21 protein-coding genes and 1 tRNA gene are annotated in these 22655 nt (G+C 49.9%); 13 read left to right on the plus strand and 9 right to left on the minus strand.

Annotated features, from left to right (window positions below):
- Positions 1-126 precede the first annotated feature (126 nt).
- Together EA408_02455 and EA408_02460 are read left to right on the plus strand one after the other, a co-directional pair.
- Positions 127-738, plus strand: coding sequence for an OmpH family outer membrane protein (locus tag EA408_02455; protein ID TVR74587.1), 612 nt, complete (start codon positions 127-129; stop codon positions 736-738).
- 14 nt (positions 739-752) lie between these two features.
- Positions 753-2009 (plus strand): hypothetical protein, encoded by a 1257-nt coding sequence (locus EA408_02460; GenBank protein ID TVR74588.1) that lies wholly within the window; start codon positions 753-755, stop codon positions 2007-2009.
- A gap of 37 nt (positions 2010-2046) precedes the next feature.
- Here the strand turns inward: EA408_02460 and EA408_02465 are convergent, their stop codons facing one another.
- From EA408_02465 to thiF, 4 genes are all read right to left on the minus strand, one after another.
- Complete coding sequence (locus EA408_02465; GenBank protein TVR74589.1) at positions 2047-2346, minus strand: septum formation initiator family protein; 300 nt, start codon at positions 2344-2346, stop codon at positions 2047-2049.
- A gap of 103 nt (positions 2347-2449) precedes the next feature.
- Complete coding sequence (gene pruA, locus EA408_02470) at positions 2450-4081, minus strand: L-glutamate gamma-semialdehyde dehydrogenase (protein ID TVR74590.1); 1632 nt, start codon at positions 4079-4081, stop codon at positions 2450-2452.
- A 200-nt stretch (positions 4082-4281) separates the two neighbouring features.
- A complete protein-coding gene (thiS, locus tag EA408_02475) occupies positions 4282-4485 on the minus strand; it encodes a sulfur carrier protein ThiS (GenBank protein TVR74591.1) in 204 nt (67 codons plus the stop codon).
- Between the two features lie 2 nt (positions 4486-4487).
- Positions 4488-5099, minus strand: coding sequence for a sulfur carrier protein ThiS adenylyltransferase ThiF (gene thiF / locus EA408_02480; protein TVR74592.1), 612 nt, complete (start codon positions 5097-5099; stop codon positions 4488-4490).
- Between the two features lie 198 nt (positions 5100-5297).
- Here thiF and EA408_02485 point away from each other — a divergent pair, with 198 nt between their 5' ends.
- The 11 genes from EA408_02485 to EA408_02535 all read left to right on the plus strand — a co-directional run bounded on the left by EA408_02485 (position 5298) and on the right by EA408_02535 (position 15298).
- Entirely contained in the window at positions 5298-7457 is a 2160-nt protein-coding gene (locus EA408_02485) for an aldehyde:ferredoxin oxidoreductase (protein ID TVR74593.1), read from the plus strand.
- 64 nt (positions 7458-7521) lie between these two features.
- Entirely contained in the window at positions 7522-8478 is a 957-nt protein-coding gene (locus tag EA408_02490; protein ID TVR74594.1) for a tungstate ABC transporter substrate-binding protein WtpA, read from the plus strand.
- Positions 8479-8499: 21 nt separating this feature from the next.
- Positions 8500-9288, plus strand: coding sequence for an ABC transporter permease subunit (locus tag EA408_02495; GenBank protein TVR74595.1), 789 nt, complete (start codon positions 8500-8502; stop codon positions 9286-9288).
- Positions 9161-10327 (plus strand): ABC transporter ATP-binding protein, encoded by a 1167-nt coding sequence (locus EA408_02500; protein ID TVR74596.1) that lies wholly within the window; start codon positions 9161-9163, stop codon positions 10325-10327. The genes EA408_02495 and EA408_02500 overlap by 128 nt, the downstream gene beginning before the upstream one ends.
- Entirely contained in the window at positions 10324-10872 is a 549-nt protein-coding gene (locus EA408_02505) for a hypothetical protein (GenBank protein ID TVR74597.1), read from the plus strand. The genes EA408_02500 and EA408_02505 overlap by 4 nt, the downstream gene beginning before the upstream one ends.
- 69 nt (positions 10873-10941) lie before the next feature.
- Positions 10942-12126: a molybdopterin molybdenumtransferase MoeA gene (locus EA408_02510; protein TVR74598.1), complete on the plus strand. Its 1185-nt coding sequence runs from the start codon at positions 10942-10944 to the stop codon at positions 12124-12126.
- Positions 12110-12919, plus strand: a complete 810-nt coding sequence (locus tag EA408_02515) for a radical SAM protein (protein ID TVR74599.1) — start codon at positions 12110-12112, stop codon at positions 12917-12919. The genes EA408_02510 and EA408_02515 overlap by 17 nt, the downstream gene beginning before the upstream one ends.
- 5 nt (positions 12920-12924) lie before the next feature.
- The gene (moaC, locus tag EA408_02520; GenBank protein TVR74647.1) at positions 12925-13383 is read left to right on the plus strand and encodes a cyclic pyranopterin monophosphate synthase MoaC; all 459 of its coding nucleotides are present in this window, start codon (positions 12925-12927) and stop codon (positions 13381-13383) included.
- Positions 13383-14033 carry a hypothetical protein gene (locus tag EA408_02525; protein ID TVR74600.1) on the plus strand — a complete coding sequence of 217 codons (651 nt, stop codon included), beginning with the start codon at positions 13383-13385 and terminating at the stop codon, positions 14031-14033. Before moaC ends, EA408_02525 begins: the two co-directional genes overlap by 1 nt.
- Before the next feature lie 11 nt (positions 14034-14044).
- Positions 14045-14983, plus strand: a complete 939-nt coding sequence (locus EA408_02530; GenBank protein ID TVR74648.1) for a molybdenum cofactor synthesis protein — start codon at positions 14045-14047, stop codon at positions 14981-14983.
- A gap of 242 nt (positions 14984-15225) precedes the next feature.
- Positions 15226-15298: transfer RNA gene (locus tag EA408_02535), tRNA-Phe, on the plus strand.
- A 168-nt stretch (positions 15299-15466) separates the two neighbouring features.
- On the opposite strand, the gene EA408_02540 is transcribed toward EA408_02535, so the two are convergent.
- Genes EA408_02540 through EA408_02560 form a run of 5 tightly spaced genes read right to left on the minus strand, consistent with a single transcriptional unit; the run spans position 15467 to position 22467 of the window.
- On the minus strand, positions 15467-16126 hold the full coding sequence (locus EA408_02540) for a hypothetical protein (protein TVR74601.1): 660 nt from the start codon (positions 16124-16126) through the stop codon (positions 15467-15469).
- Positions 16127-16177: 51 nt separating this feature from the next.
- Entirely contained in the window at positions 16178-17953 is a 1776-nt protein-coding gene (locus tag EA408_02545; GenBank protein TVR74602.1) for a hypothetical protein, read from the minus strand.
- Positions 17954-17964: 11 nt separating this feature from the next.
- On the minus strand, positions 17965-19071 hold the full coding sequence (locus EA408_02550) for a DUF4249 domain-containing protein (GenBank protein TVR74603.1): 1107 nt from the start codon (positions 19069-19071) through the stop codon (positions 17965-17967).
- Positions 19071-21875, minus strand: coding sequence for a TonB-dependent receptor (locus EA408_02555; protein ID TVR74604.1), 2805 nt, complete (start codon positions 21873-21875; stop codon positions 19071-19073). Before EA408_02555 ends, EA408_02550 begins: the two co-directional genes overlap by 1 nt.
- Positions 21823-22467: a DUF3267 domain-containing protein gene (locus EA408_02560; GenBank protein ID TVR74605.1), complete on the minus strand. Its 645-nt coding sequence runs from the start codon at positions 22465-22467 to the stop codon at positions 21823-21825. The genes EA408_02555 and EA408_02560 overlap by 53 nt, the downstream gene beginning before the upstream one ends.
- Between the last annotated feature and the right edge of the window lie 188 nt (positions 22468-22655).

Genomic DNA, 22655 nt, shown 5'->3' on the forward strand with positions numbered 1-22655 from the left:
TCAGACTTCGTCAGACAAAATAACATGAATAAAGCATGGGGGTTCCATGGGAATTGAAAATCTAAATATCCTAACCACTAATTTGTAACACATTGTGGAACAATTTGCTAACTATACTTTATACACATGAAACATTTATCTTTGGTTATTAATGTAGTACTGGGTGTTGCCGTTGCAGTCCTTTATGTTTTGCATTTTACTGCTCCGGGTATCCCTGAAGAGATTCGGGCCGAATACGAGGAGAGAGGTGAGTTTTATCCGGCTTCACTGGATATTGTATATGTTAATTTTGACACCCTGCTTGAAAACTATGATATGTTTTTCGATCTCCAGAGGAAATTCCTTGAAAAACAGCAGGAACTTGAAGGTGATCTGTCAACCAGGTCACGCCGGTATGAGCGGCAGGTAGCAGATTTCCAGGACAGGGTACAGAAAGGGCTGATGACCCGCTCACAGGCACAGCAGAGGGAGCTCGAACTGATGCAGGTTCAGCAGGAGCTGATGCAGATGAGTGAACAGTACTCAATGGAGTTGAGGGAGGAGGAACAGGTTATGAACAGACAGCTTCAGCACAGCATCTATGAATTTCTGGAAGAATTCAACAGGAATCACGACTACCAGTATATACTCAGTCATTCATTTGGCGGGCCATTCCTGTATGTTGACAAGAACCTTGATGTTACCCGTGAGGTTATTGAGGGGCTGAACCGCAGGTACAGCGAATCGGGGAGGAGGTAGTTATTCTGCCGGCCATGGGTTTTGCCTCTTCCTATCTCCGGAAACATGCATATTTTGATCCTTTCCTTCCCGGTGCCCCGGTTAACGGAACCGGGATCATCATAATCATTCCATGTTATAATGAGCCTGATGCCATCAGTGCGGTAAACTCCCTTGCCTGTGCATATCTGCCTTCATTCCCTGTTGAGGTGATAATGGTGGTTAATGCTCCCGAAAATGCTCCCGCTGAAGCTCTTGAACTGAACAAAAAGACAATCCAGCAATTACGCGAATGGGGAAAGTCAAACAACAGTGACAGTTTTTATCTTCATGTGATTGAGGCTCCCCTCTTTCCGCCAAGGCATGCCGGTGCCGGATGGGCCCGTAAAACGGGTATGGATGAGGCTGTGAGAAGGTTTAACATGTCAGGTAATGAGAAAGGGATCATCGTCTCATTCGATGCAGACGCCCTGTGCGGCAAGAATTATTTTACAGCAATTGAGGATTGCTTTCGGCCTAATGTTAACGGCTGTACCATCTATTTTGAGCATCCCCTGGAAAAAGACGGGGGAGAGCCCGGAGTGATAGTTGATTATGAGCTTTACCTTCGCTACTATGTACAGGCAATGAGGTATGCAGGTTTTCCCTGGGCCTTCCATACCATAGGGAGCTGCTTCGCGGTTACTGCTGCTGCTTATGTAAAACAGGGCGGAATGAACAGGAGGAAAGCGGGCGAGGATTTCTATTTTCTTCACAAGATCTTTCCGCTGGGTAATTTCACAGAACTTAATACCACCAAAGTCCTGCCTTCATCCCGGGTGTCTGACAGGGTGCCATTTGGGACTGGTGTTGCCGTAAAGAAATTATCTGAAGGTGAGCGAAGGCCCCTGATGACGTGGCCCGTAAAATCATTTGAGGAGACAGGCGAACTGTTCAGGTCACTGCCCGGGCTTTTCAGGGCATCCGCCAGGGAGACGGCCGCTATTGCCTCCGGCTTTAATCCGGTGCTCCGCGAGTACCTTGCAATCAACTGTTTTGTTGAGAAGGTGGGCCAGGTCAATAATAATTCCTCTTCATATCCTGCTTTCAGGAAGAGGTTTTTCAGGTGGTTCGGTGGACTGATGATGCATCGTTATCTCAATTATGCACGCAGGAATGGCCGGGAAGACATATCCGTAACAGGGGCGTCAGCCCGACTGCTTGACATGCTGGGGGTGCCGGCAGCAAAATGTAACTTGGATCTGCTCAACATTTACAGAAGAATCCAGAGAGAAACGGTATGGAGATGCTGAGCAGCTGCTGAAAGTAAGGCTGATCATGGTTGTAATGCTAGTCCTCAAACTCAATAATGAATATATCCTCATTCTCCCTCTTCATCAGGTATTGTTCACGTGCAAACTTTTCGAGGTTCTCACGGTCGGTTTTAAGTTCATTAAGTCTTGCTGAATCAGCACTTATTCTTTCCCTGAAGTACTCTTTGTCGGCTTCCAGCTGATTGATCCTCCTCATCTCCTGAAACCTGTTAACCAGATTGTTCTGGTCAAAAAAGAGCAGCCAGAGGGAAAAAAGCATGATGCTGAGAATGTACTTATTTCTCAGTATCCGGTATATTTTCCTTCGGGTTTGCATGGTGGATCATTTTTATGAATGCCGGCCATGACAAAAATATAACAAAAATAGCATAACCCCGGATATGTAACCCCTTATTTATAAACATAGGTTTAACAAATGGTTATACGGAACCCTGATGGGGGTACCTGTAATCTTCGGGAGGAAGGAATGCCTCTTTTATTGTACGGGGTGACACCCATCGATGGAGATTGAGCATGGATCCCGCCTTGTCATTGGTGCCTGATGCCCTAGAGCCTCCGAATGGCTGGTGCCCGACAACAGCGCCTGTGGGCTTGTCATTAATGTAGAAGTTGCCGGCAGCATTTGCAAGCCTGCCGGCGGCCAGGTTTATTGCATGCCTGTCCCTGGCAAAAACCGCTCCTGTAAGACCGTAAAGGCTTGTGCGATCTATCAGCTCAAGGGTCTCTTCATATTTGTCGTCTTCAAAAACGTAAATGGTCAGTATTGGTCCGAAAAGTTCATGGATCATCGTGAAATAACATGGATCGGGCGTAAGTATGACGGTGGGTTCAATGAAATAACCCTTTGACTTGTCGTAGCCGCCACCCGAAATGATAGTGACCGAGTCGTCATTTTTAACTTTATCGATTATCCTGGTTAGTTTGCTGAAAGCCTTTTCGTCGATAACAGCGGTAAAGAAATTGCTGAAATCCTCGGGACCACCGACGTTGAATGAACTGATCTGATGAAGCATCAGTTTTCTGACATCCTCCCATATTGACCGGGAGATATAGGCCCGTGAGGCGGCTGAGCATTTTTGTCCCTGATATTCAAACGCACCCCGTGACAGGGCTGTTGCCACCTGGGCAGGTTTTGCCGTAGCATGGGCCAGCACAAAATCCTTGCCCCCCGTCTCCCCGACGATGCGGGGATATGACCGGTAACCGGCTATATTGTTGCCGGTGGTTTTCCATATTTCCCTGAACACCTCAGTTGAGCCGGTAAAATGAATACCTGCGAAATCTCTGTGCGAGAATATGATGTCGCCGGCAACAGGTCCGCTTACAAAGACCATATTGATGACACCGTCAGGCAGTCCGGCCTCACGAAGAACCTCCATAATAACTTTTGCCGAATATATCTGGGTGTTTGCAGGCTTCCACACCACCACGTTGCCCATCATTGCCGGTGCTGTTGGCAGGTTGCCTGCTATGGCAGTAAAGTTGAAGGGACTTAGAGCAAAAACGAATCCCTCCAGCGGCCGTTGCTCTATACGGTTCCAGGCCTCGGGTGCAGATTTCGGCTGGTGCATGAATATCTGGGTCATATATTGAACATTGTACCTTAAGAAGTCGGCCAGCTCACACACGGCATCGATTTCACTCTGGTATACCGTCTTTGACTGCCCAAGCATGGTTGCGGCATTGATCTTATAGCGATATGGTCCTGAAATGAGTGCGGCTGCCTTCAGAAAAATGGCGGCTCTCTCCCTCCAGGGCATCCCAACCCAGGCACTTCTCGCCTTGAGGGCTTCGTCAACAGCCATTGATACATGTTCTGCATCACCCTGATGGAAATGACCCAGTGTATGTGAAAGGTCGTGCGGAGGATGTATGGCAACTTTCTTGCTGGTCCTTATCTCCTTTCCGCCTATGAACATAGGAATATCTGCCATGCCTGATCTTGCCGCCGCAATTTCTTTCTGAAGCTCTTCTCTCTCAGGTGTACCCGGTGCATATGATTTTGGAACTTCATTGACTGCTTCGGGAACGGTATATAGTTGTTGCTGCATTTTATATTTTTTTAAAGGTGTTACTCATCATAAACATATTTGTCCGGGCCTCCAGCCTGCTATTGTTTGCATGTATGTTCGGGTCCCTTATGATTATAACAAATTCCGGGAAAATTTGTTGACGTCAAAGAGCCTGACCATAACCGTTTCGCCGCCAATTTGTTATGAAGGGTGTGTCCTGGCCTGAATACGTTTGCCGGTCAGCCTCCCGATATAAGGTGTATTACGCTTACATCGTCGCCATCGCTGATAACTGCTTTTTCGTAATCCTCTTTTCTGACAAGCTGGCCGTTTATCTTTATCACGAGCATCTTGAATGTAAAATTTTTCTCATCCAGCAGCTCGCGTACCGTCATGGTGCTCCTGTCAAACTCCTCTTTCCTGTTATTGAGTGTAATATGCATGGTTAAATATTTTTCAGCAGGATTTCCAAAACCAGGTTGGCCTGCATACTGGCTACAATGCCCACCCTGGGTGCAAGCGGTGGCAGGCTTTCATCTGTTTCATTCTCCTGGTCGCCGCATATATATATGTTTCCTGATCTAACGGTTTTTATTGCCTCGTTGTTGCCGTATCCGGCAACGCCACTGCCCATAACAAGTATCCTGCCGGGCATCTTCTCCAGCACCGTTTCGGCTATCATCACCTTCATGGCGGCCAGATCAAAGGCCTCGACTATCACTTCGCAATCAACAAATATCTGCGGAATATTAAGCGGGCCCAGGGTTATGTCAAAAGCCTCAACCAGGACTTCCGGATTTATCCTGGCGATGTTCTCCTTCAGGGCGAGGACCTTTTTTATCCCCACCTGGTCTTTGAAGAAGTATTGCCGGTTAAGGTTGCTTTCGCTTACAGTATCAAAATCAGCCGTTATGATACGTCCCATTCCCACCCTGGCAAGCGCAACGGCGCAGTTGGAACCGAGTCCCCCGGCACCTGCAATGCCCACTGTTTTACCGGCAAGAATTGTTCTGATCTCTTCAAATGTTCTTTTTTGCATTTGCTTGCACTTTTGCATTATACTTGCCCGTTTCAAAAATAACAAATACCAGGAACAACGCGCAATGGAAGGAATAAAAAAAATGGCTGCAGCCAGGTCGCTGGTATGATAATAGTCATTTGAAAGCTAAGGCCATTGATCTAATTTTATCAATCCAAAACAGAATACAAATCAGTTGTTAATACTAACCAGGGTCAACCTCAAAAACCAACCGGTATGGATGTTCAGGAACTGAAACAAAGCCACAAGCTGCTTGCAGGATATGATTACAGTAAAACCCCCATTGACAGGGGGTACACCGACAAGATACTTTATGTGAATCTGAGCGGTAACGAGATAAAGGAAAAGGATGTGGACCCGCTAATGAAGGAGAAGTTTGTGGGCGGCAGGGGATACGGACTGAAACTCTTATGGGATGCCACCGCTCCCGATACAAAATGGAACGATCCGGAGAACGAGATCATAATAAGCGGCGGCCCGATCTGTGGCATCACGCAGTATTCGGGTGCAGGCAAATCGCTCGTGGTGTCACTGTCGCCCCAGACCGGCTCGGTGATGGACAGCAATGTAGGCGGCTTTTTTGGCCCCTTCCTGAAGTTTTCGGGGTTCGATGCATTCGAGCTGCAGGGAAAGGCTGAAAATGACGTTATTATATACATCGACGGTGTAAAAGGCAGGGTTGAGATATTCGAGGCTCCGAAAGAGGCCCTGGACTCACATGTGATCACCGAACAGCTTACCGAGATGTTTGCCGACGATGAGAGGGACAAGAAAAACATAGGTATTGTGTCGACCGGAGCTGCGGCTGATCATTCTCTGATCGGCATGCTCAATTTCACCTTTTACGACCCCAAGAGAAAGAAGATCAGGCTGAAGCAGGCAGGTCGCGGAGGTATCGGCACGGTTTTCCGCGATAAGCGTGTAAAAGCAATAGTTGCAAAAGTTGAGGGTATAAGGGGCAATGCCAACAACGTGGTTGACCTGGCAGCGATACGCGAGCGAGGTAAGCGGTTTAATGAAGAGATGCGCCGCTTTGACGACGAGCAGGCCGAGATGCGCACCAAGGGTACTGCCCACCTGACAAATGTTATGAACGATTATGACCTGATACCGGTAAACAATTTTAAGTTCGGCTCACACCCCGATGCGGGCAACATTCACTCAGACGTGTACAAGTCGCTCTTCACCCAGGGAGTGCCCGACGGTTGCTGGATCGGTTGCAACATGTCGTGCGCCAAGGGAGTGGATGATTATGAACTGCGTACAGGCCCCTATGAGGGAGAGAAGGTAATAGTCGACGGACCTGAGTATGAGACGGCTGCCAGTCTTGGCTCAAACCTGGGCATCTTCAACCCCGACTTTACCATTGAGGCTAACTTCTACTGCGACACATACGGCATATGCACCATTACCTGGGGTACCGTGGTTGGCTTTGTAATGGACTGCTATGAGAGCGGCATACTTAATGATGAGAGGACCGGGGGACTGAAACTGAATTTCGGCAATGCCGACTCGGCTATGGAGCTGCTTCACATGCTTGCCCGGGGCGAGGGTTTCGGGAAGATTGCCGGACTTGGAGTACGGAAGATGAAGGAGATGTTCGCCGCTGAAGGATGGGGCGATGCTGCCCTCCTCCAGGATATCGCAATGGAGAACAAAGGACTTGAGTACTCCCAGTACATGTCGAAGGAATCTCTTGCCCAGCAGGGCGGTTACGCTTTGACCAACAAGGGCCCGCAGCACGATGAGGCGTGGCTGATATTCATGGATATGGTCAATAACCAGATACCGACGTTCGAAGACAAGGCCGAGGCGCTTCACTACTTTCCGATGTTCCGTACATGGTTCGGACTGGTGGGATTGTGCAAGCTGCCATGGAACGACGTTGAGCCTGAAGGCAATGCAGAGACCGATGAGCCTGCCAAGGTGCCTGAGCATGTCGACAACTACATTGCTATTTACAAGGCAGTTACCGGCAAGCCGTTCGACAAGGAGGAGCTTATCAGGCAGTCGGAGCGGGTTTACAACTTCCAGCGGATATTCAACCTGCGCCGCGGGTTCGGTACAAGGGAGCATGATGCACAGCCTTACAGGGCTGCCGGACCGGTAACGGTAGAAGAGTATGAATCGAGGCAGGAGAGATATGACAAGCAGCTCAAGGAGATTATGAACATTGATCCGGAGGGTAAGTCCACCGAAGAGAAGATAGCCCTCCACCGGAAGTACCGCGAAGACCGCTATCAGCAGTTGGTTGATGCGGTATACCAGAGAAGGGGATGGACAAAGAACGGTATTCCGAAAATAGAGCACCTTAAAAAACTGGGGATGGACCTGCCTGAGCTGATAGAGATGGTTAAGGACCACCAGGAGGATTAAAAAGCTTACTTTATTCAAAAGCCTGGCAGGGGTTCCTTCCGGGCTTTTTTTATTACATTCACAGATGTTAAGAGGGGCTGTATATTTTCGTGTATTGGTTTTATTCTGCCTGGTTGGGGGGCTGCATTCATGCAACGGCCGCCCCGAAACTCTGAGGATCATCCATGCGGGCAGCCTATCGGTGCCCGTGCGCGAAGCAGCCGATTCGTTCGGGGCTCGCAACCCGGGAGTGCGGGTCCTTACCGAGGCCTGGGGCAGCAAGGCGGGAGCAAGAAGGATCAGCGACCTGGATGTGCCCTGCGATATCTTTATATCAGCCGATTACAATGTAATAGACTTATTCCTGATACCCGGCCATGCTTCGTGGAACATTCCCTTTGCGGGTAACGAGATGGCAATCGTTTACAACACCGGGTCGCGCTACAGTGATGAGATTAATTCTGAGAACTGGTACCGGGTGCTGCTGAGGGATGATGTTGTCTATGGCAGGTCGGATCCCGATTCGGATCCCTGCGGGGTGAGGTCGGTATTTGTTACCCGGCTGGCTGAATTGTATTATGAAGAGCCGGGCCTTTCGGACAGGCTTCTCTCGCGGCACCGCAACATGATAAGGCCCAAGGAGACCGAGCTGCTGGCGTTGCTTGAGAAGAACGTACTCGACTATATCTTCCTGTACCGTTCGGTCGCTGAGCAGCACCGGTTGCAGTTCGTGGAGCTTCCCGGCGAGCTTAACCTGAAGGATGCCGGACTGAACGACTGGTACGCCAGGGCGAGCGTCGAGGTCAGGGGAACCCGCCCGGGAGAGACTATGACGGAAACAGGTGAGGCGATGATATACGGCATTACCATCCCTCTTAAAACCCGGAACAGCATACTGGCAGAGGAGTTTGTAAGGTTTTTCCTTTCGGGGGATGGACAGGCCATCATGGAACGAAACGGCCAGAACAGCATTGTGCCGGCAGTGTCTTCAACATACGGGATGGTGCCTGAGAGTCTCAGGCAGTTTGTGAAGTCAGAGTGATAAAGTTCATATGTCATCATTATGCGAGGGCTTGATACGATGAGACTGGTGTTTATTCTTCTTGGGGGACTGGTGCTGTTGTTTATCATAGCGCCTCTTGCCGGGATGTTCATTGCCACCTCGCCGGCAGAGTTTTTTGAAACGGCTGCCGACAGGGAGGTGGCTGGAAGCATAGGACTTACATTGTGGACCTCTATGCTTGCCACCATTATATTCGGTGTAGCCGCCATACCATTCGCCTGGATCCTTGCCAGGAAGAAGTTTCCCTTTAAGAAACTGGTATCAGCCATTATCGACGTTCCGGTTGTCATACCCCATTCGGCAGCAGGCATAGCAATACTGGGGTTCGTGTCGAGAGATACCGTGGTGGGGAGATTGGGGGAGAGTGTGGGACTGAGCTTCGTGGGCAGTGCAGCCGGCATTATACTGGCGATGGCATTCGTAAGCATCCCGTTCCTAATCAACGCGGCAAGGGACGGCTTTGCGGCGGTGCCCGAAAAACTGGAAAAGTCCGCTCTCGTTCTGGGCGCCTCTCCGGTTCGTGTCTTTTTCACTGTAAGCCTGCCGCTTGCCTGGCGATCAATTGTTTCGGGAATGATAATGATGTGGGCCAGGGGTATGAGTGAGTTTGGCGCTGTTGTGATTGTAGCGTACCACCCGATGATCACTCCGGTACTTATATATGAGAGGTTCGGGGCATTCGGACTTGCATATGCACGGCCCGTGGCGGTCGTTTTTATCTGTGTCTGCCTTGCCTTTTTTGTGCTGCTTCGCATGCTTTCATCAAAATATGACAATGCTGAAAGTTGAAAACATATCGGTCAGACTGGGCAAATTTGAGCTGAGGGATATCAGCTTTGAAGCTGACCCGGGTGGGTACTTTGTGCTCCTTGGTATGTCGGGGTCAGGGAAGAGTGTGCTGCTGCAGGTTGTGGGGGGACTGATACGGCCTGACGGTGGGCGCGTGATACTGAACGGCCGGGATATTACGAACGAAAAGATACAGAAGCGGGGAGTGGGACTGGTCTTCCAGGATTCGGCCCTTTTCCCCCATATGAGCGTTTACAGGAATATTGCATACCCGCTGGTGTCGGCGGGTATTGGAGGCAAGGAGGTGCTCCGGCGGGTAGGTCAGCTTGCGGAGATAACGAGGGTGGGCCACCTGCTGAAACGATCACCCCGTAACCTTTCCGGGGGTGAACAGCAAAGGGTGGCACTTGCACGAGCCCTTGCCCCGGAGCCTGAGCTTCTGCTGCTGGATGAGCCGCTCTCTTCGCTTGACGTTCAGCTCAGGTCCGACCTCAGGGCTTTGCTGAGAGAGATAAACGGCGGCGGACAGACTATCATTCATGTAACACATGATTATGAGGAGGCTGCAATGCTGGCCGGGCGGATAGGCGTGATTGAGAATGGCACGGTGGTGCAGACGGGAACTCCTGCTGAGGTGTTTTTAAATCCAGGCTCCGAATTTGTTGCCCGGTTTGTAGGTATCAGGAATATTTTTGGCGGTATCCTGGTTGGTGATACAGGCAGGCTGAGAAACTTTATTGCAGGAGGCATCAGGTTTAACCTGCTTAGCGATGAACCTCCTGGTGAAGGTTTTGTGGTGGTAAGGGCTGAAGATATTGTTATATCGGTTTCAAAACCATCCACTTCGGCCGTGAATAATTTTCCGGCAACGGTCATGTCCGTTCAGCCGGCGCGTGTCGGGACCGAGGTAATGGTTGATACAGGCATGGAGCTTGGTGTGCTGGTTTCGGAAGAGTCGGTGGCATCACTGGGACTCGTGCCGGGAAAAAAAGTGTGGGTCAGCCTGAAGGCATCGGCAATCAAATACATCAGAAGATGAGGGTGTTGAAGAATATGCTTATTGCAGGCGGTACAGGCCGCAATGCCGGAAAAACAGAGTATCTGTGCCGTATCATCGGCAGACTGTCGGGCGATAAGGAGATCATTACCCTGAAAATATCCGGCATAAAACCCGGTAATGACACCTGTCACGGCCGGCATGGCCCCCCGCCCGAGAAATTCCGGCTGATTGAGGAGACCTGCCGTGACGGTGTGAAGGACAGCTCGAAGATGCTGCTGGCCGGGGCAGCCAGGGCATTTTATCTTCGGACAAGGGATGAGTTCCTGGAAGAGGCGCTGGACCACTTTTTAAAGGCCGTCGGCCAGCATGCTTTTATTCTGGCCGAATCTGCCAGGCTCAGAAAGATAGTCCGCCCCGGCCTCTTCATAATGGTCAGGAGGGAGGGTGATGAGGACACTATGAAGAGCGTTGCAGATCTCATCCATCTGGCAGATGTTACGGTCAGTTCAGACGGCGCATCATTTGACCCGCAGCCTGAAAGGATCATACTGGATGAAAAGGGTTGGCATCTTGACGGTGACTGAGCTCCGGCCCGGACAGCAAGGTAAGGTGAGTATAATTGCTTATTTTTGTATGGCGTTCAGTAAAAAAATATGATGTCTATGAAATCGTTAGAAGAAGCCCTCAGGATTGTTGGAGGAAATGCTGTAAGAATGAGGGATGAAAAGGTCCCTTTCAGTGAGGCAGTTGGCCGGGTGCTTGCAGAGGATGTCATATCAGATACCGACATGCCGCCCTTTAACAAATCGGCAATGGACGGATTTGCCTGCAGGCGTGAAGACCTTGGGTCCAGGCTCAGGGTGACTGAAACAATAAAGGCGGGTGATATATCGCAAGAGCGGATCGGGCCGGGAATGTGTGCGAGGATAATGACAGGTGCCCGTGTCCCCGATGGAGCAGATTGTGTCGTAATGGTTGAGCATACCGTTAATGAGGGAGAAGATCATATCAGATTTACAGGGGGCAAAACAGCCGTGAACATTGCATTCAAGGGCGAGGATATGAGGGAGGGCAGCGTTGCCCTTGAGAAAGGGACCCTTCTCAGGCCGCAGCATATAGCAATTCTTGCTTCGGCAGGCTGTACCCGCCCAATTGTTTACAGGCAACCAAGGGTTGCTGTTCTGACAACGGGCGACGAGATCGTTGAGCCGGATATTAAACCGCAGGGCACCTCCATACGTAACAGCAACGGGAGTCAGTTGATGGCCCAGGTGGCTGCTGCCGGCTGTGCCGGAGACTACAGGGGGATTGCAGGCGACAGCATTGACGAAACAATGGCAGCCGTTACAGCTGCTATGAAGGAAAACGATGTTCTGCTTATTACCGGCGGGGTGTCGATGGGCGATTTTGATTTTGTTCCCCATGTTCTCAAAGAAGCCGGGTTTGAGTTGTTTTTTGAAAAGGTGGCGGTAAAACCGGGCCGTCCGACCGTGTTCGGGCGCAGGGAAAATGTTTTTGTTTTCGGGCTGCCTGGCAACCCCGTTTCATCATTCACCATATTTGAGCTTCTGGTTAAGCCCCTGGTTTATACCATGAGCGGCCATAATTACCGTCCCCCGGTATTGCGGTTTCCCATTGCAGTCGACTACAGCAGAAAGAAAGCCGACCGGGTGGCATGGTCGCCGGTAATTGTAACTGAAGGAGGCGGGGTGATGCCTGTGGAATATCATGGTTCGGCCCATATACATGCGCTTACTGATGCATGGGGACTGATGGCAATGCCTGCAGGTGTCTTTTCATACAAAAAAGGAGATTTGGTTGATGTTAGACAGTTATAACAGGAGGATAAATTACCTGCGCGTTTCGGTAACGGACAGGTGCAATCTGCGGTGCCGGTATTGCATGCCCTGTGGTGATTTTGTTATGCTCAGGCATGAAGATATCCTGCGTTTCGCCGAAATAGCAGAGGTTGTTCGCGAGGGCGCTGCCATGGGAATTGACAGGGTGCGGATAACCGGCGGCGAGCCATTGGTTAGAAGGGATATAGTGAAACTTACGGGTATGATTGCTTCCGTAAAAGGGATAAAAGATCTGTCAATGACCACCAACGGTATTTTGCTTGAAAGATTTGCCGGCCCGCTTCGGGAGGCGGGACTGATGCGGGTGAATGTAAGCCTTGACACAATGGACAGGTCTAGGTTCAGTGAGCTTACCTCGGGTGGCAATATTGACGATGTGATAAGGGGTATAGATGCCGCTCTGTCGGCCGGGCTTGGCCCGGTAAAGATAAACTGTGTAGTTAACAGTTCGACCGGTTTTTCAGGTTCATCCGACGCCGGGGCCGTAAAGGAGTTTGCAGAAAACAGGGGGCTTCAGGTTAGATTTATCCACCAGATGGACCTCGACGGCGGTGAGTTTTCGGTTGTCGAAGGAGGTGAAGGTGGCGACTGCTCCAGGTGCAACCGGCTGAGGCTGACTGCCAGCGGCAAAGTCAAGCCCTGCCTTTTCAGCGATATAGGCTTTGATGTACGCACCCTCGGGGCGCGAAATGCCCTGCTTGCCGCGGTTACATACAAACCGGAGCATGGAACTGCATGCAGTAAAGATCATTTTTATAATATCGGAGGATGACCAGAATGGACAGGAAACTGACACATACCGACAACAAGGGCAGGGCCGCGATGGTTGATGTCGGCCACAAATCCGAGCAATTGCGGATTGCGACGGCACGCGGTTTTATAAGGATGCAGCCCACGACGGTTGAGCTTGTACGCCTGAACAGTATAAAAAAAGGTGATGTTTTGAAGGTGGCCGAGATTGCAGGAATTCAGGCGGCAAAGCAGACACCTGCCCTTATCCCCCTGTGCCATAACCTTGAATTGTCGCAGGTAATTGTTACAGCTTCAATAATGGATGACGGCATTGAGGTTAGGACGGAATGCAGGTGTACGGGCAGAACCGGCGTTGAGATGGAGGCGCTTACCGCTGCCGGTATTGCCTTGCTTACTATATACGACATGTGCAAATCGGCCGACAAGACAATGGTGATAGAGGGAATATCGCTGACCGGAAAATCAAAAAAGGAGGTCCGGTAATGGAAAAATCATTTACCCCGCAATCAAAGCTCATGGTTCTGCTACCGGTCATCCTGGTATGGGTGCTGTGCAGCTGCGGCAACCGGAAGACATATGACTTCAGCAGGACACCATCTTTTTCAGGCGATAATGTAAACGCTGTAATAGAGATACCGGCAGGAACAAACCGGATAATAACATGGGACCCCGGACAGCGTGCATTCATTACCGGGCAGCAGGAGCATACAGGCAGGGAGATGGTTGATTTTTTGCCTTTTCCTGCCAACTATGGCTTTGTGCCCGGGACATTCACCGATCCGGTTTTGGGTGGTGACGGCCGGCCGGTCGGTATAATGGTCATTTGCGAATCTCTTCCCACAGGCACACTTATAGAGGTTGTGCCGGTACTGGTCTTCTATTTCGACGATGACGAAGGGCCGCGCAACAGGCTTACTGATCCGGTTGTTTTAGCCGTGCCTGCAAGTAAAACGCTGCGTGTCATACAGGCGGTAACATACGAGGAGCTGTTTGATGATTATCCTGACATTGTAGATATTGTTGTCAGATGGTTTACTTCCTGCAAAGGAAAAGATGTCAGGCAGCTGCGTGCTATGGGTGACGGTGATGTCGCACTGAATGAAATAAAAAAGTGGGAGGTAAGGAGGTTCTGATTCAATTTATGATGAAAAGAAAAACACTGACAGTAGTCTCTGTAAACATATCAGAGGTCAAGGGTACCGTAAAAAAACCCGCACCGTTCATTCAACTGGGTGACAAAGGAATTGAGGGTGATGCTCATGCCGGATTCTGGCACAGGCAGGTAAGCCTGCTGGGAGAGGAGAGTGTAAAGAGATTTGCAAAGGAGCTGGGAAGGGTGCCCGGGCCGGGTGAGTTTGCAGAAAACATTACCACCAGGGGGCTGGAGCTTAAAGACGCATTGCCATTAGACAGGATCGTATCAGAAAATGCCGGGCTGGAGATAACCCAGATCGGCAAGAAATGCCATGGTACGGGTTGCGCCATTTATAACGAGACCGGCAACTGTGTGATGCCAAAGGAGGGGGTGTTCGCCAGGGTAATCAGGGGAGGAAGGCTTAAAGCCGGCGATCGTATTGAATATGTGCCCCGTCTCTACCGTTTTCTGGTGATCACCCTGAGCGACAGGGCCAGCAGCGGCGAATATGAAGACAGGAGCGGTCCCGCCATTAACAGTTTTCTGGAGGGGCATTTTGAACAGCTTAAAAGAGGAATACAGACTGATAATGTTATTATGCCTGATGATGCGGTGAAGCTGCGTGATCTGCTGGAGAAATCCTGCACGGGGCAGTATGACTTTATTATAACTACAGGCGGCACCGGTGTCGGTGTCCGGGATATCTGTCCGGATGTCGTCAGGCCGATGCTTGACAAGGAGATACCTGGTATTATGGAGATGATCAGGGTGAAGTATGGCGCCGATAAGCCCAATGCACTTCTCAGCAGGGGGGTGGCCGGACTTATGGGGTCTGCCTTTGTCTACACCCTTCCCGGAAGCGTCAGGGCGGTTAACGAGTATATGACAGAGATAGTTAAGACGATGGACCACCTGCTCTTTATGTACCACGGAATAGATGCACACTGACAGTGGTGCGGATCCTGGCCCCGGAGCAGACTGCTTGCCGGTCCTGTGCGGATATGTAAATGCCTGTGCTTACGCCTCAAAGGTTCCTGATGGTGTGTAAGAATAATGATGCGGGTCCCTGTCCTGGCGGGAGGTGGCAAGGTTGCCTGAACCGGACAATTTTTACCGCGTCTAAATAAAGGGGGTTCGATTGCAAAATTATTTTACAAAATGATTTTTTAATATATTTGCAGTCCCTTAAAGGTACCATAGCTCAGTTGGTAGAGCAACGGACTGAAAATCCGTGTGTCCCTGGTTCGATTCCAGGTGGTACCACACCGCAAGGCAGCCTGAGGCTGCCTTTGTCTGTTTTACAGCCCTGGAATCGATCTCCCGCTACAGCCTGGCTCCTCGCTAAATCAGCCCCCCGGGCTGATTTTTAACGCTCGGCCCGGTTCGATTCCAGGTGGTACCACACCGCAAGGCAGCCTGAGGCTGCCTTGCTCATTTACCCAGTAATTTGTTAAGGTAGATAGCTGTTTCTACCAGTGCCTGTTCGTCATTCCCTGTCCTCCGGCTCCTGCGCAGAAGTTGCCTGAGCTCATTTCTCTTCTCAGGGAAGGCCCTGTATAGAGATCTCCTGTTTATATTGTCAAGCCTTATCGCAGTGTTTCCAGGAAGCAAAAAGTAATATACAGGATCTGATTCAATTTCGGCGAAGATATATCTGGAGCGGCCCCTTCTCTCGTAGATGTCCCTGATCTTCACTATTCTCCTGTGGACATAGAGAGAAACAGTATCACTGAACAGCACCTCAACGAACAGGTCTCCCATGCCCGGCAATCCAAGTGCAGCACGTTCAATCTTTTTGAATTGCAGTTTTTCTCCGGTCTCAGGTATGGTAAGTGTGAATCCTGATAACTGGCTGCGGTCAAGTATTATGTGCTGCATATTTCTTTCATGGAGCCAGAGAACATCATCACGGTATCCGTCGTACTTCAGTTTTATGTTGCCAACAATGGATCCGTTGCTGAGTATTATTTCACCATCCAGCCACTCATCAATTAAGTACGGGTTTCCCCTGAACATCCCCCCGGGCTGCGTAATCTCTCCCGGGAGAGGCGCGACGGGATCCTGGCCGGATACCAATGCGGCAAAAAACATAAGTGCAATTACCGGGGCTGTTATTTTAATGTATGACATCAGTTAAACAATTTACTCTACAACTATTTTTAAATATTCGCTGAAAGGATTACCAAAGCTGGAAAGACCTTCGACTTTCACGATATATGTTCCGGCAAGATCTCCTGAATAAAATCTCAGCTCCTTTTTTTCCTCCCCGTAGCTGAAGATGATTTCAGGTTCCCAGTAGAGTGTTTGTCTGAAATCAGGATCATTCCTTTCGGGGTCTTCCTCATAGGCCGGCGGCATAATAGTTGACCGGGGTATCACTTCAGGAATATCTGCAACTATATAGGGGCCTGAGGAAGTGACATCAAGGTATGCTTCGTTGGTGCTTTTTATGGATATGATCCCCGAAAATTCTGCATCTCCATACCTCCAGGGATAGTTGTGCACCTCGATGACCCCAATATCTTGCGAACCGAGGTGGATAATATCCTCGGGCCTCATGATATGAACCCCATCCAGAAACAGGGCCGGGGCATCATCAAAATAGGTCCCGGTCCGGGAATTTACCAGTCGTGAAACAAGTCTGTCCCCCCTGTAACGCATCTGCCACTGGGGCACCAGCTCCCGGGCGATCTCCATCAGATTGTCAAGCGGGATGAAGTTCTCAGGGAACACCCTGTTGGCCGGCCTTGAGTAAAGCAGCGGCCTGCGAAACTGCCATGGATCAGGGCCGGGCTTTTCATGGTGCAATGAAATGCCGAAAAGTTTGTTGATCGTCGTGATATCCTGGCTCTTTTTTATTGTTTCCGTTGACGGAAGAGCTCTGATTCCCCTTCCGGGGATATAAGGAGGGGCAGTATCAAACTCATCATTCAGTGTAATTGAGCAAATGCCTGACATTTCAGGGGTTTGGGGACTAATATACACCTGGCTGGTCTCATGGTAATCATTCAACACAAAGCTGAATGTTCCGTTCGAACAGGTTACTGTGTGGTAGAGGTTGACCATCTCTCCTGCCATAGTGAGAAAAAGTCCCAGACCGGGCATTGGGGCTCCGGTTTCATTCGACCTTGCCATGCCCCTTATTTGCAGTCCTCCCCGTATTGCGGTATGCTGGTGGCGTTCAGAACTGTTACCCTTTGGATCCGGACTGCCATGTTCACCGGCAGAAATGCCATCGGGGCACCAGAGGAGGGTCTCCTCTCTTGCTGCACTCAGCGATGCCCATACCGGGTACTCGTTGTGAGGTTCCGTCTCAAGGCTTATTATTACCGGCTCTCTTGTCCCGTAACGTTTTCTGTTGCTGCTGATCCTGATATTGGGTTCTTCCGGGGTATATTTTGGATCGTGACTTCTTCTTTCATTACCCTTTAAATAACCGGAGGATTTTATGAACTCATCCATGTCACTGTCAAAGCGGTTTGCAATCATCACCTCCCTTCCTGACGGTATGGGACTGACACCGGCTGTTGCAGTGCCTTCAAAACAGATGATCTGGTAGATGCCGGTTGACAGTGTATCATCCAGGTAGATGCCTCCCCATGCATATCCTCGGTCTACCGCTGCTATGCCTTTCTTAACGGTATTGCCGCCTGAGCCTCTGAGTGCTATAAAGGCCAGCCTTCCGGTCTCGCCCGGTATTACGGGTCCCGGAAGTTTTGCTGAAAAGTACAGGTATTCACCGGCAATGTATATGTCCCTGTCAGTATACAGAACCGGGACAGGAAAGTTTGAGGTGATCTCCTTCGGATCTTCGTTGCCGCATGTGGAGATCAACGGAGCCGGAGGCTCAGCTGCTCTTCCCCCGGCAAGGATAACACCGGTTAATAATAGGATACAGAAATTTTTTTTTATTATCATTTTTGCAATGTTTACCGGTCAACCCAGAAACCGGGAGGGTCAAAGAAAATCTTTCCGAAATCAGGTATATGATGCAGATCCTCTGTTTCCCTCAAAGGGTAGTAATCCTGCCATGGTGTCTCGACTACCACGAAGGTCTTCTTTGTGGCCCGCGATACTTCAAACAGACCCAGTGCCAGCCTGCCTGGATCGGATTCGCAATATATATTGGACGGAAGCTGCTTTGCCATCGGGTCAAAAAGCCTGCCCTCCGAACGGATCTGTCCGTGCGCCGAGTGGTAAAAACTCCAGGAGTCCTCATTAAGGGAGAAGAGGCTCAGGAGCAGTATTCTTCTGTGCGGGTCAAAATTTTGTTCCCTGTCGATATACATATCCTGTTCCCTCAGCGACATGAAGGCGACCTCATGGTTTCTCACAACGGCAGTCTCCTGTTCAAAGGCCTCAATATTTATATTTATATTATCGGGCATGTACAGCTTCTTCCATAAATAGTTCTGATGGTTGGCAAAGGTCTCGGTGTACAGCAAAAGGTATTGTGGAATAACCCTGAACAGCAGACGGTTATTGCTGCTGCCGCTGATGTCGGCTACTATTTCAAGTCCGTGTATCCTTTCGATGTAATATGTCCCCTGGTTTGACAGCACCAGCCTTTCCCTGTATGTATTCATTGCGATCAGGGTATCCATGGTAACAGGTTCAGGTAGTTGCTGTGGAGAAGAGAGGTAAACATGACCATTGGAAGTGGTTATATGAAGAGTGTAACTCATCCCTTCAACGGCCCTCAGCGTGCTGTCCGAATAGTAACGCCCCGGTGCCTCTTCGCTGAATATGAACTGGTTGCCGGCATCATCAGCAACGATCACGGATGCTCCCTTTATATAATCAGGGATGCCTTCGTTTACTGGCGAATGCGGGTTGTCCGGATCACTTGTCTCGATCATCTCAATGCCGGTAAGCCTGATAAGATGGGGGCCGGGATGGTCTGACAGAAGCCCGTCAACGACTATCGCATCTTCAGCGATGTTTGGCACATGGTTGTATATCTCGCGGCAGGACGGCAGAACAGCCTGCAGGAGCATAACGGCAATTGAGGTGATATATAATATATATCTCTTCATCAGAAGGTGAAATTATAGGTGAGGGTAGGCAGTGGCCGCCCGATTATATAAAGTTTGTACAGGCTGAACAGGTTTGACCTTGAACCTGATGTCATGTCATTCCTCTCATAAAAGACCGAATAGGCATTCTTCCTGCCGTAAACATTGATAACAGAAAATGTCCAGTGTCCCTTGCCCCGCCTGTCGGTCCTCAGGTTTTCCAGCAGGGTCAGCGAAAGGTCAAGCCTGTGGTAGTCCGGCAGCCTGTAAGCGTTGCGGTCTGAATAGCGCACCAGCATGGTGTTTCCATGATAGAAATAAAGCTCCGGGAGGGTTACCGGCCTTCCCGAGCTGTAGGCAAAGGTGCCGCCCAGGATCCACCTCCTGGTTATATTGTAATTAAGATTTGCAGAGAAGTCGTGTGGCTTGTCATAGTTTGAAGGGAAATACTCGTTGCGGTTAATTCTGTTTTCAGGGTGCTCCTCACCGGACCTTCTGATCGAAGCTGAAAGTGTGTAACTGGCCCATCCGGTCAGTCTCCCGCTGTTCTTCCTTGCATAGAGCTCGATACCGTAATTGTGCCCCTTTGCATTTATCAGGTCGGTCTCAGGTCTTTCGTTCAGTATGATCTGCGCACCTTCTTTGTACTCAGTTACATTGTAAAGCCTTTTATAGTAAAGCTCGACGGAAGTTTCAACACTGTTGTTGCTGAAATTCCTGAAGTATCCCAGCGCATAATGGTCGCTTTTAAGGGGTTTGAGATGTGTGTCGCTTAGATTCCAGGTATCGGAGGGTGTAATTATTGATGTATTCGAGATCAGGTTGATATACTGGTGAATTCTGTTATAGCTTGCTTTAACCGAGCTTTCCCCGTCAAGAATATACCTGACACCCAGCCTCGGTTCGGGGCCACCGTAGCTTTTTACGATCTCGTTGGCGCCAAAATGCAACGTGTCGGTTATTGAAGCTGTTGTCCGGGGCACCCCCTGTTCATAAAGGTAGACCGTTGCTTCACCAAGCCTGAAGTAACGGGAGTACCTCAGGCCGGCTTCGATGCTGACCGACGGTGTAAGTGTAAAATTATCGCTCACGTAAGCTGCCAGTTCAACAGCCTGTCCGTTGTCAACTGCCACTGGGATGATATCCGAACCGGGACCGTATGGGGTGAGGTTGCCGGGATCGGTATAATAATGGATTGCATTGAATCCGAATTCTATGTTGTGATCGGGATCGGGAAAGTACATGAAATTACTTTTAAGACTCCGGTAACTGATAGCCGAATTAAGGCGGTAAGCCGCCGATGGCCTCAACTCATCGCTTTCAATAACCTCGTAGTTGTAGTTGCTGAAACCTGCATTGATGCTGAATGAAATTTTTTCCCCGGCAATCGAGTTAAGCCTTATCGCCCCGAGTGTATTGCCGTAGGCATGATCGCTGTTCCCGGCAAATGCGAAGCGGTCGGCGCTGTTGTATCCGAAGATTGTGATTGTATTTTTCGGATTGATTGAAAAGGCCAGTGTACCGGTAAGATCGTAAAACCCTGCTGAACTGTTCATGAGGTCCTCGTCGGGTATCCTGCCCAGTAGCCAGTCCGACCACGAGGTGCGCGCTCCTGCAGAAAAGATGATATTTTCAGAAAAAAGGGGGGTTTTAAGATGGGCCCTGCTGTTGAGCAGTCCGATCCCGCCGGTAAGGCTGGTGCCGGTTACATCATCCGGCCTGATCCTTATATCCATGACTGATGCAGCCCTTTCCCCGTACCTGGCAGGGATACCTGCCTTTGTCATTGTCACGCCGGTTACCATGTCGGGGTTCACCACCGATGTAAGTCCGAAGAGATGAGAGGAATTGAACAGGGGAACCTCCTCAAGCAGTACCAGGTTCTGGTCGGCACTGCCCCCGCGCACATTAAACCCGGTGCCGAATTCACCTACGGTTGATATACCGGGCAGCAGGCTCATGCTCCTGATAATATCCTGCTCTCCCATGCTTCCCGGCAGCTCCCTCAGCATTTTCGAGTCCAGGCTTATCATACTCATCCTGGTGCGTGTGATATTTGACTCTGCCCTCTGTGCCATTATTGTGACCTCATCAAGCTGCAGGCTCTCCTCAAATAATTCGAAATCAAATTCTCCCGGACTGTACAGATATAACCTGCGAGCTGAAGTCTCATAGCCTACAAAGCTGATACTGATCCGGTGTTCACCCGGAGGGAGGTTCAGGGAAAAGTGGCCGTCCGGTCCTGCCGGCACCCCCGTTCCTGATCTCTGACTGTATATGACAGCACCTGCAAGGGGTTCGCCGGTCTGACCGTCAGATATGGTGCCGTACAGGCTTACAATTGGGAAGCGCCCGTATTCGAGAGGATTACCAATGGCAACGGTGGTTTCATCGGGGGTAGTGTGACGGGATGCCAGGTCACTGCCCGGTGCAAGGACATAGTAGTTGTCAATCCGGTAGACTGAGAGGTTATTGTTCCGGGAAAGTACTGATACTGCCCTCTCAATAGGCATTTCAAGGATTTCCGGTCCGGCTGCACTTTCCAGCAGCCATTCCTGTCTGTAAAATATCCTGGTCGAGTGTTTTTCTTCAAGCAGTCTTATAAGCTCCTCCTGCCGGAGAGGTTCCTTCCCCGGGGTCTGTCCGGCAGCCTGTTCTCCCAGCAATGGACCCAACAGCAGCAACAGTGCCGCCAATTTAAAGGGGACTTTCATTAACTTCGGTGCTAAATTAATCAGGGCGGGATTTGCAAAACTAATAAAAAAACTGACTTTAAACCCGGTTGCGGATATAAAAGTAACTTGTTTCTGATCCGGGATCATCATAGGTGTAAATATCCTTCCCGGAGAACCCTGCCATGAAATTAATCATTGCAAAATCACCGATACACATAGTGCTGTGCATTAGCATAGCCACCAGGGATGCCCATTGCATGAACTGCTGGCCGGTTATTATAAAAGCAAAAAAGAAGAGGTTTATAACGATAAAGGGAAGGAATGCCACAATCATAAAATCATTCCTTCCGGCAACAAACCCCGGAGCACTGGCATAAAACAGCATCTGCCGGAGATCCATTCCATACCTGATCTTTCCTGCACCTGCTATCCGGTATGCCAGTCCGTGCAGCCCCTCATGAAAAGGGATGACAAACAGTATGCCGGCTGCTGTCCCTGCCAAAAGGCCCGTAAGATGTGCCCTCCACGGTATAACCTCATGAAACACATTGGCTGCAGTAATAGCGGTTATGATCAGCAGCAGGACAGAGTTGAAAATGTAGAAGGTGACAATAGGCCACCTGAACTTTTTTAGTTCTGCGGTGACAAATTCCACAATTTCGTCATGTTTGAGCGTTCTTACAAGACAATAGGTTTTGTCGTCCCGGAGCTGTTCAATTCCTGGTTTTTTGTTCTCCGTCATAAGATATACATTGATCCGCAGTTCATTTATGGGCTTAATGCAAACGGGACCAAAAGTAATTAAACCTTTCCAACGATCAAAAAACAGTGATCAAATCGGGATATAATCACCTGGACTTTTGCGTCCCAGGATCACTGCCATATTATGTCAGCCCGGCCATGCTTCCCAGGACATTGCTGTCAGGGCCC

It is taken from the genome of Marinilabiliales bacterium (assembly GCA_007695015.1).
Lineage (GTDB): Bacteria > Bacteroidota > Bacteroidia > Bacteroidales > PUMT01 > PXAP01.

What these genes read in the sequence shown, in the direction of transcription:
- EA408_02455 (TVR74587.1), top strand. Translation starts at nt 127, where the DNA reads ATGAAACATTTATCTTTGGTTATTAATGTAGTACTGGGTGTTGCCGTT.
- EA408_02460 (TVR74588.1), top strand. Translation starts at nt 753, where the DNA reads ATGGGTTTTGCCTCTTCCTATCTCCGGAAACATGCATATTTTGATCCT.
- EA408_02465 (TVR74589.1), bottom strand. Translation starts at nt 2,346, where the DNA reads ATGCAAACCCGAAGGAAAATATACCGGATACTGAGAAATAAGTACATT.
- pruA (TVR74590.1), bottom strand. Translation starts at nt 4,081, where the DNA reads ATGCAGCAACAACTATATACCGTTCCCGAAGCAGTCAATGAAGTTCCA.
- thiS (TVR74591.1), bottom strand. Translation starts at nt 4,485, where the DNA reads ATGCATATTACACTCAATAACAGGAAAGAGGAGTTTGACAGGAGCACC.
- thiF (TVR74592.1), bottom strand. Translation starts at nt 5,099, where the DNA reads ATGCAAAAGTGCAAGCAAATGCAAAAAAGAACATTTGAAGAGATCAGA.
- EA408_02485 (TVR74593.1), top strand. Translation starts at nt 5,298, where the DNA reads ATGGATGTTCAGGAACTGAAACAAAGCCACAAGCTGCTTGCAGGATAT.
- EA408_02490 (TVR74594.1), top strand. Translation starts at nt 7,522, where the DNA reads ATGTTAAGAGGGGCTGTATATTTTCGTGTATTGGTTTTATTCTGCCTG.
- EA408_02495 (TVR74595.1), top strand. Translation starts at nt 8,500, where the DNA reads ATGCGAGGGCTTGATACGATGAGACTGGTGTTTATTCTTCTTGGGGGA.
- EA408_02500 (TVR74596.1), top strand. Translation starts at nt 9,161, where the DNA reads ATGAGAGGTTCGGGGCATTCGGACTTGCATATGCACGGCCCGTGGCGG.
- EA408_02505 (TVR74597.1), top strand. Translation starts at nt 10,324, where the DNA reads ATGAGGGTGTTGAAGAATATGCTTATTGCAGGCGGTACAGGCCGCAAT.
- EA408_02510 (TVR74598.1), top strand. Translation starts at nt 10,942, where the DNA reads ATGATGTCTATGAAATCGTTAGAAGAAGCCCTCAGGATTGTTGGAGGA.
- EA408_02515 (TVR74599.1), top strand. Translation starts at nt 12,110, where the DNA reads ATGTTAGACAGTTATAACAGGAGGATAAATTACCTGCGCGTTTCGGTA.
- moaC (TVR74647.1), top strand. Translation starts at nt 12,925, where the DNA reads ATGGACAGGAAACTGACACATACCGACAACAAGGGCAGGGCCGCGATG.
- EA408_02525 (TVR74600.1), top strand. Translation starts at nt 13,383, where the DNA reads ATGGAAAAATCATTTACCCCGCAATCAAAGCTCATGGTTCTGCTACCG.
- EA408_02530 (TVR74648.1), top strand. Translation starts at nt 14,045, where the DNA reads ATGAAAAGAAAAACACTGACAGTAGTCTCTGTAAACATATCAGAGGTC.
- EA408_02540 (TVR74601.1), bottom strand. Translation starts at nt 16,126, where the DNA reads ATGTTTTTTGCCGCATTGGTATCCGGCCAGGATCCCGTCGCGCCTCTC.
- EA408_02545 (TVR74602.1), bottom strand. Translation starts at nt 17,953, where the DNA reads ATGATAATAAAAAAAAATTTCTGTATCCTATTATTAACCGGTGTTATC.
- EA408_02550 (TVR74603.1), bottom strand. Translation starts at nt 19,071, where the DNA reads ATGAAGAGATATATATTATATATCACCTCAATTGCCGTTATGCTCCTG.
- EA408_02555 (TVR74604.1), bottom strand. Translation starts at nt 21,875, where the DNA reads ATGATGATCCCGGATCAGAAACAAGTTACTTTTATATCCGCAACCGGG.
- EA408_02560 (TVR74605.1), bottom strand. Translation starts at nt 22,467, where the DNA reads ATGACGGAGAACAAAAAACCAGGAATTGAACAGCTCCGGGACGACAAA.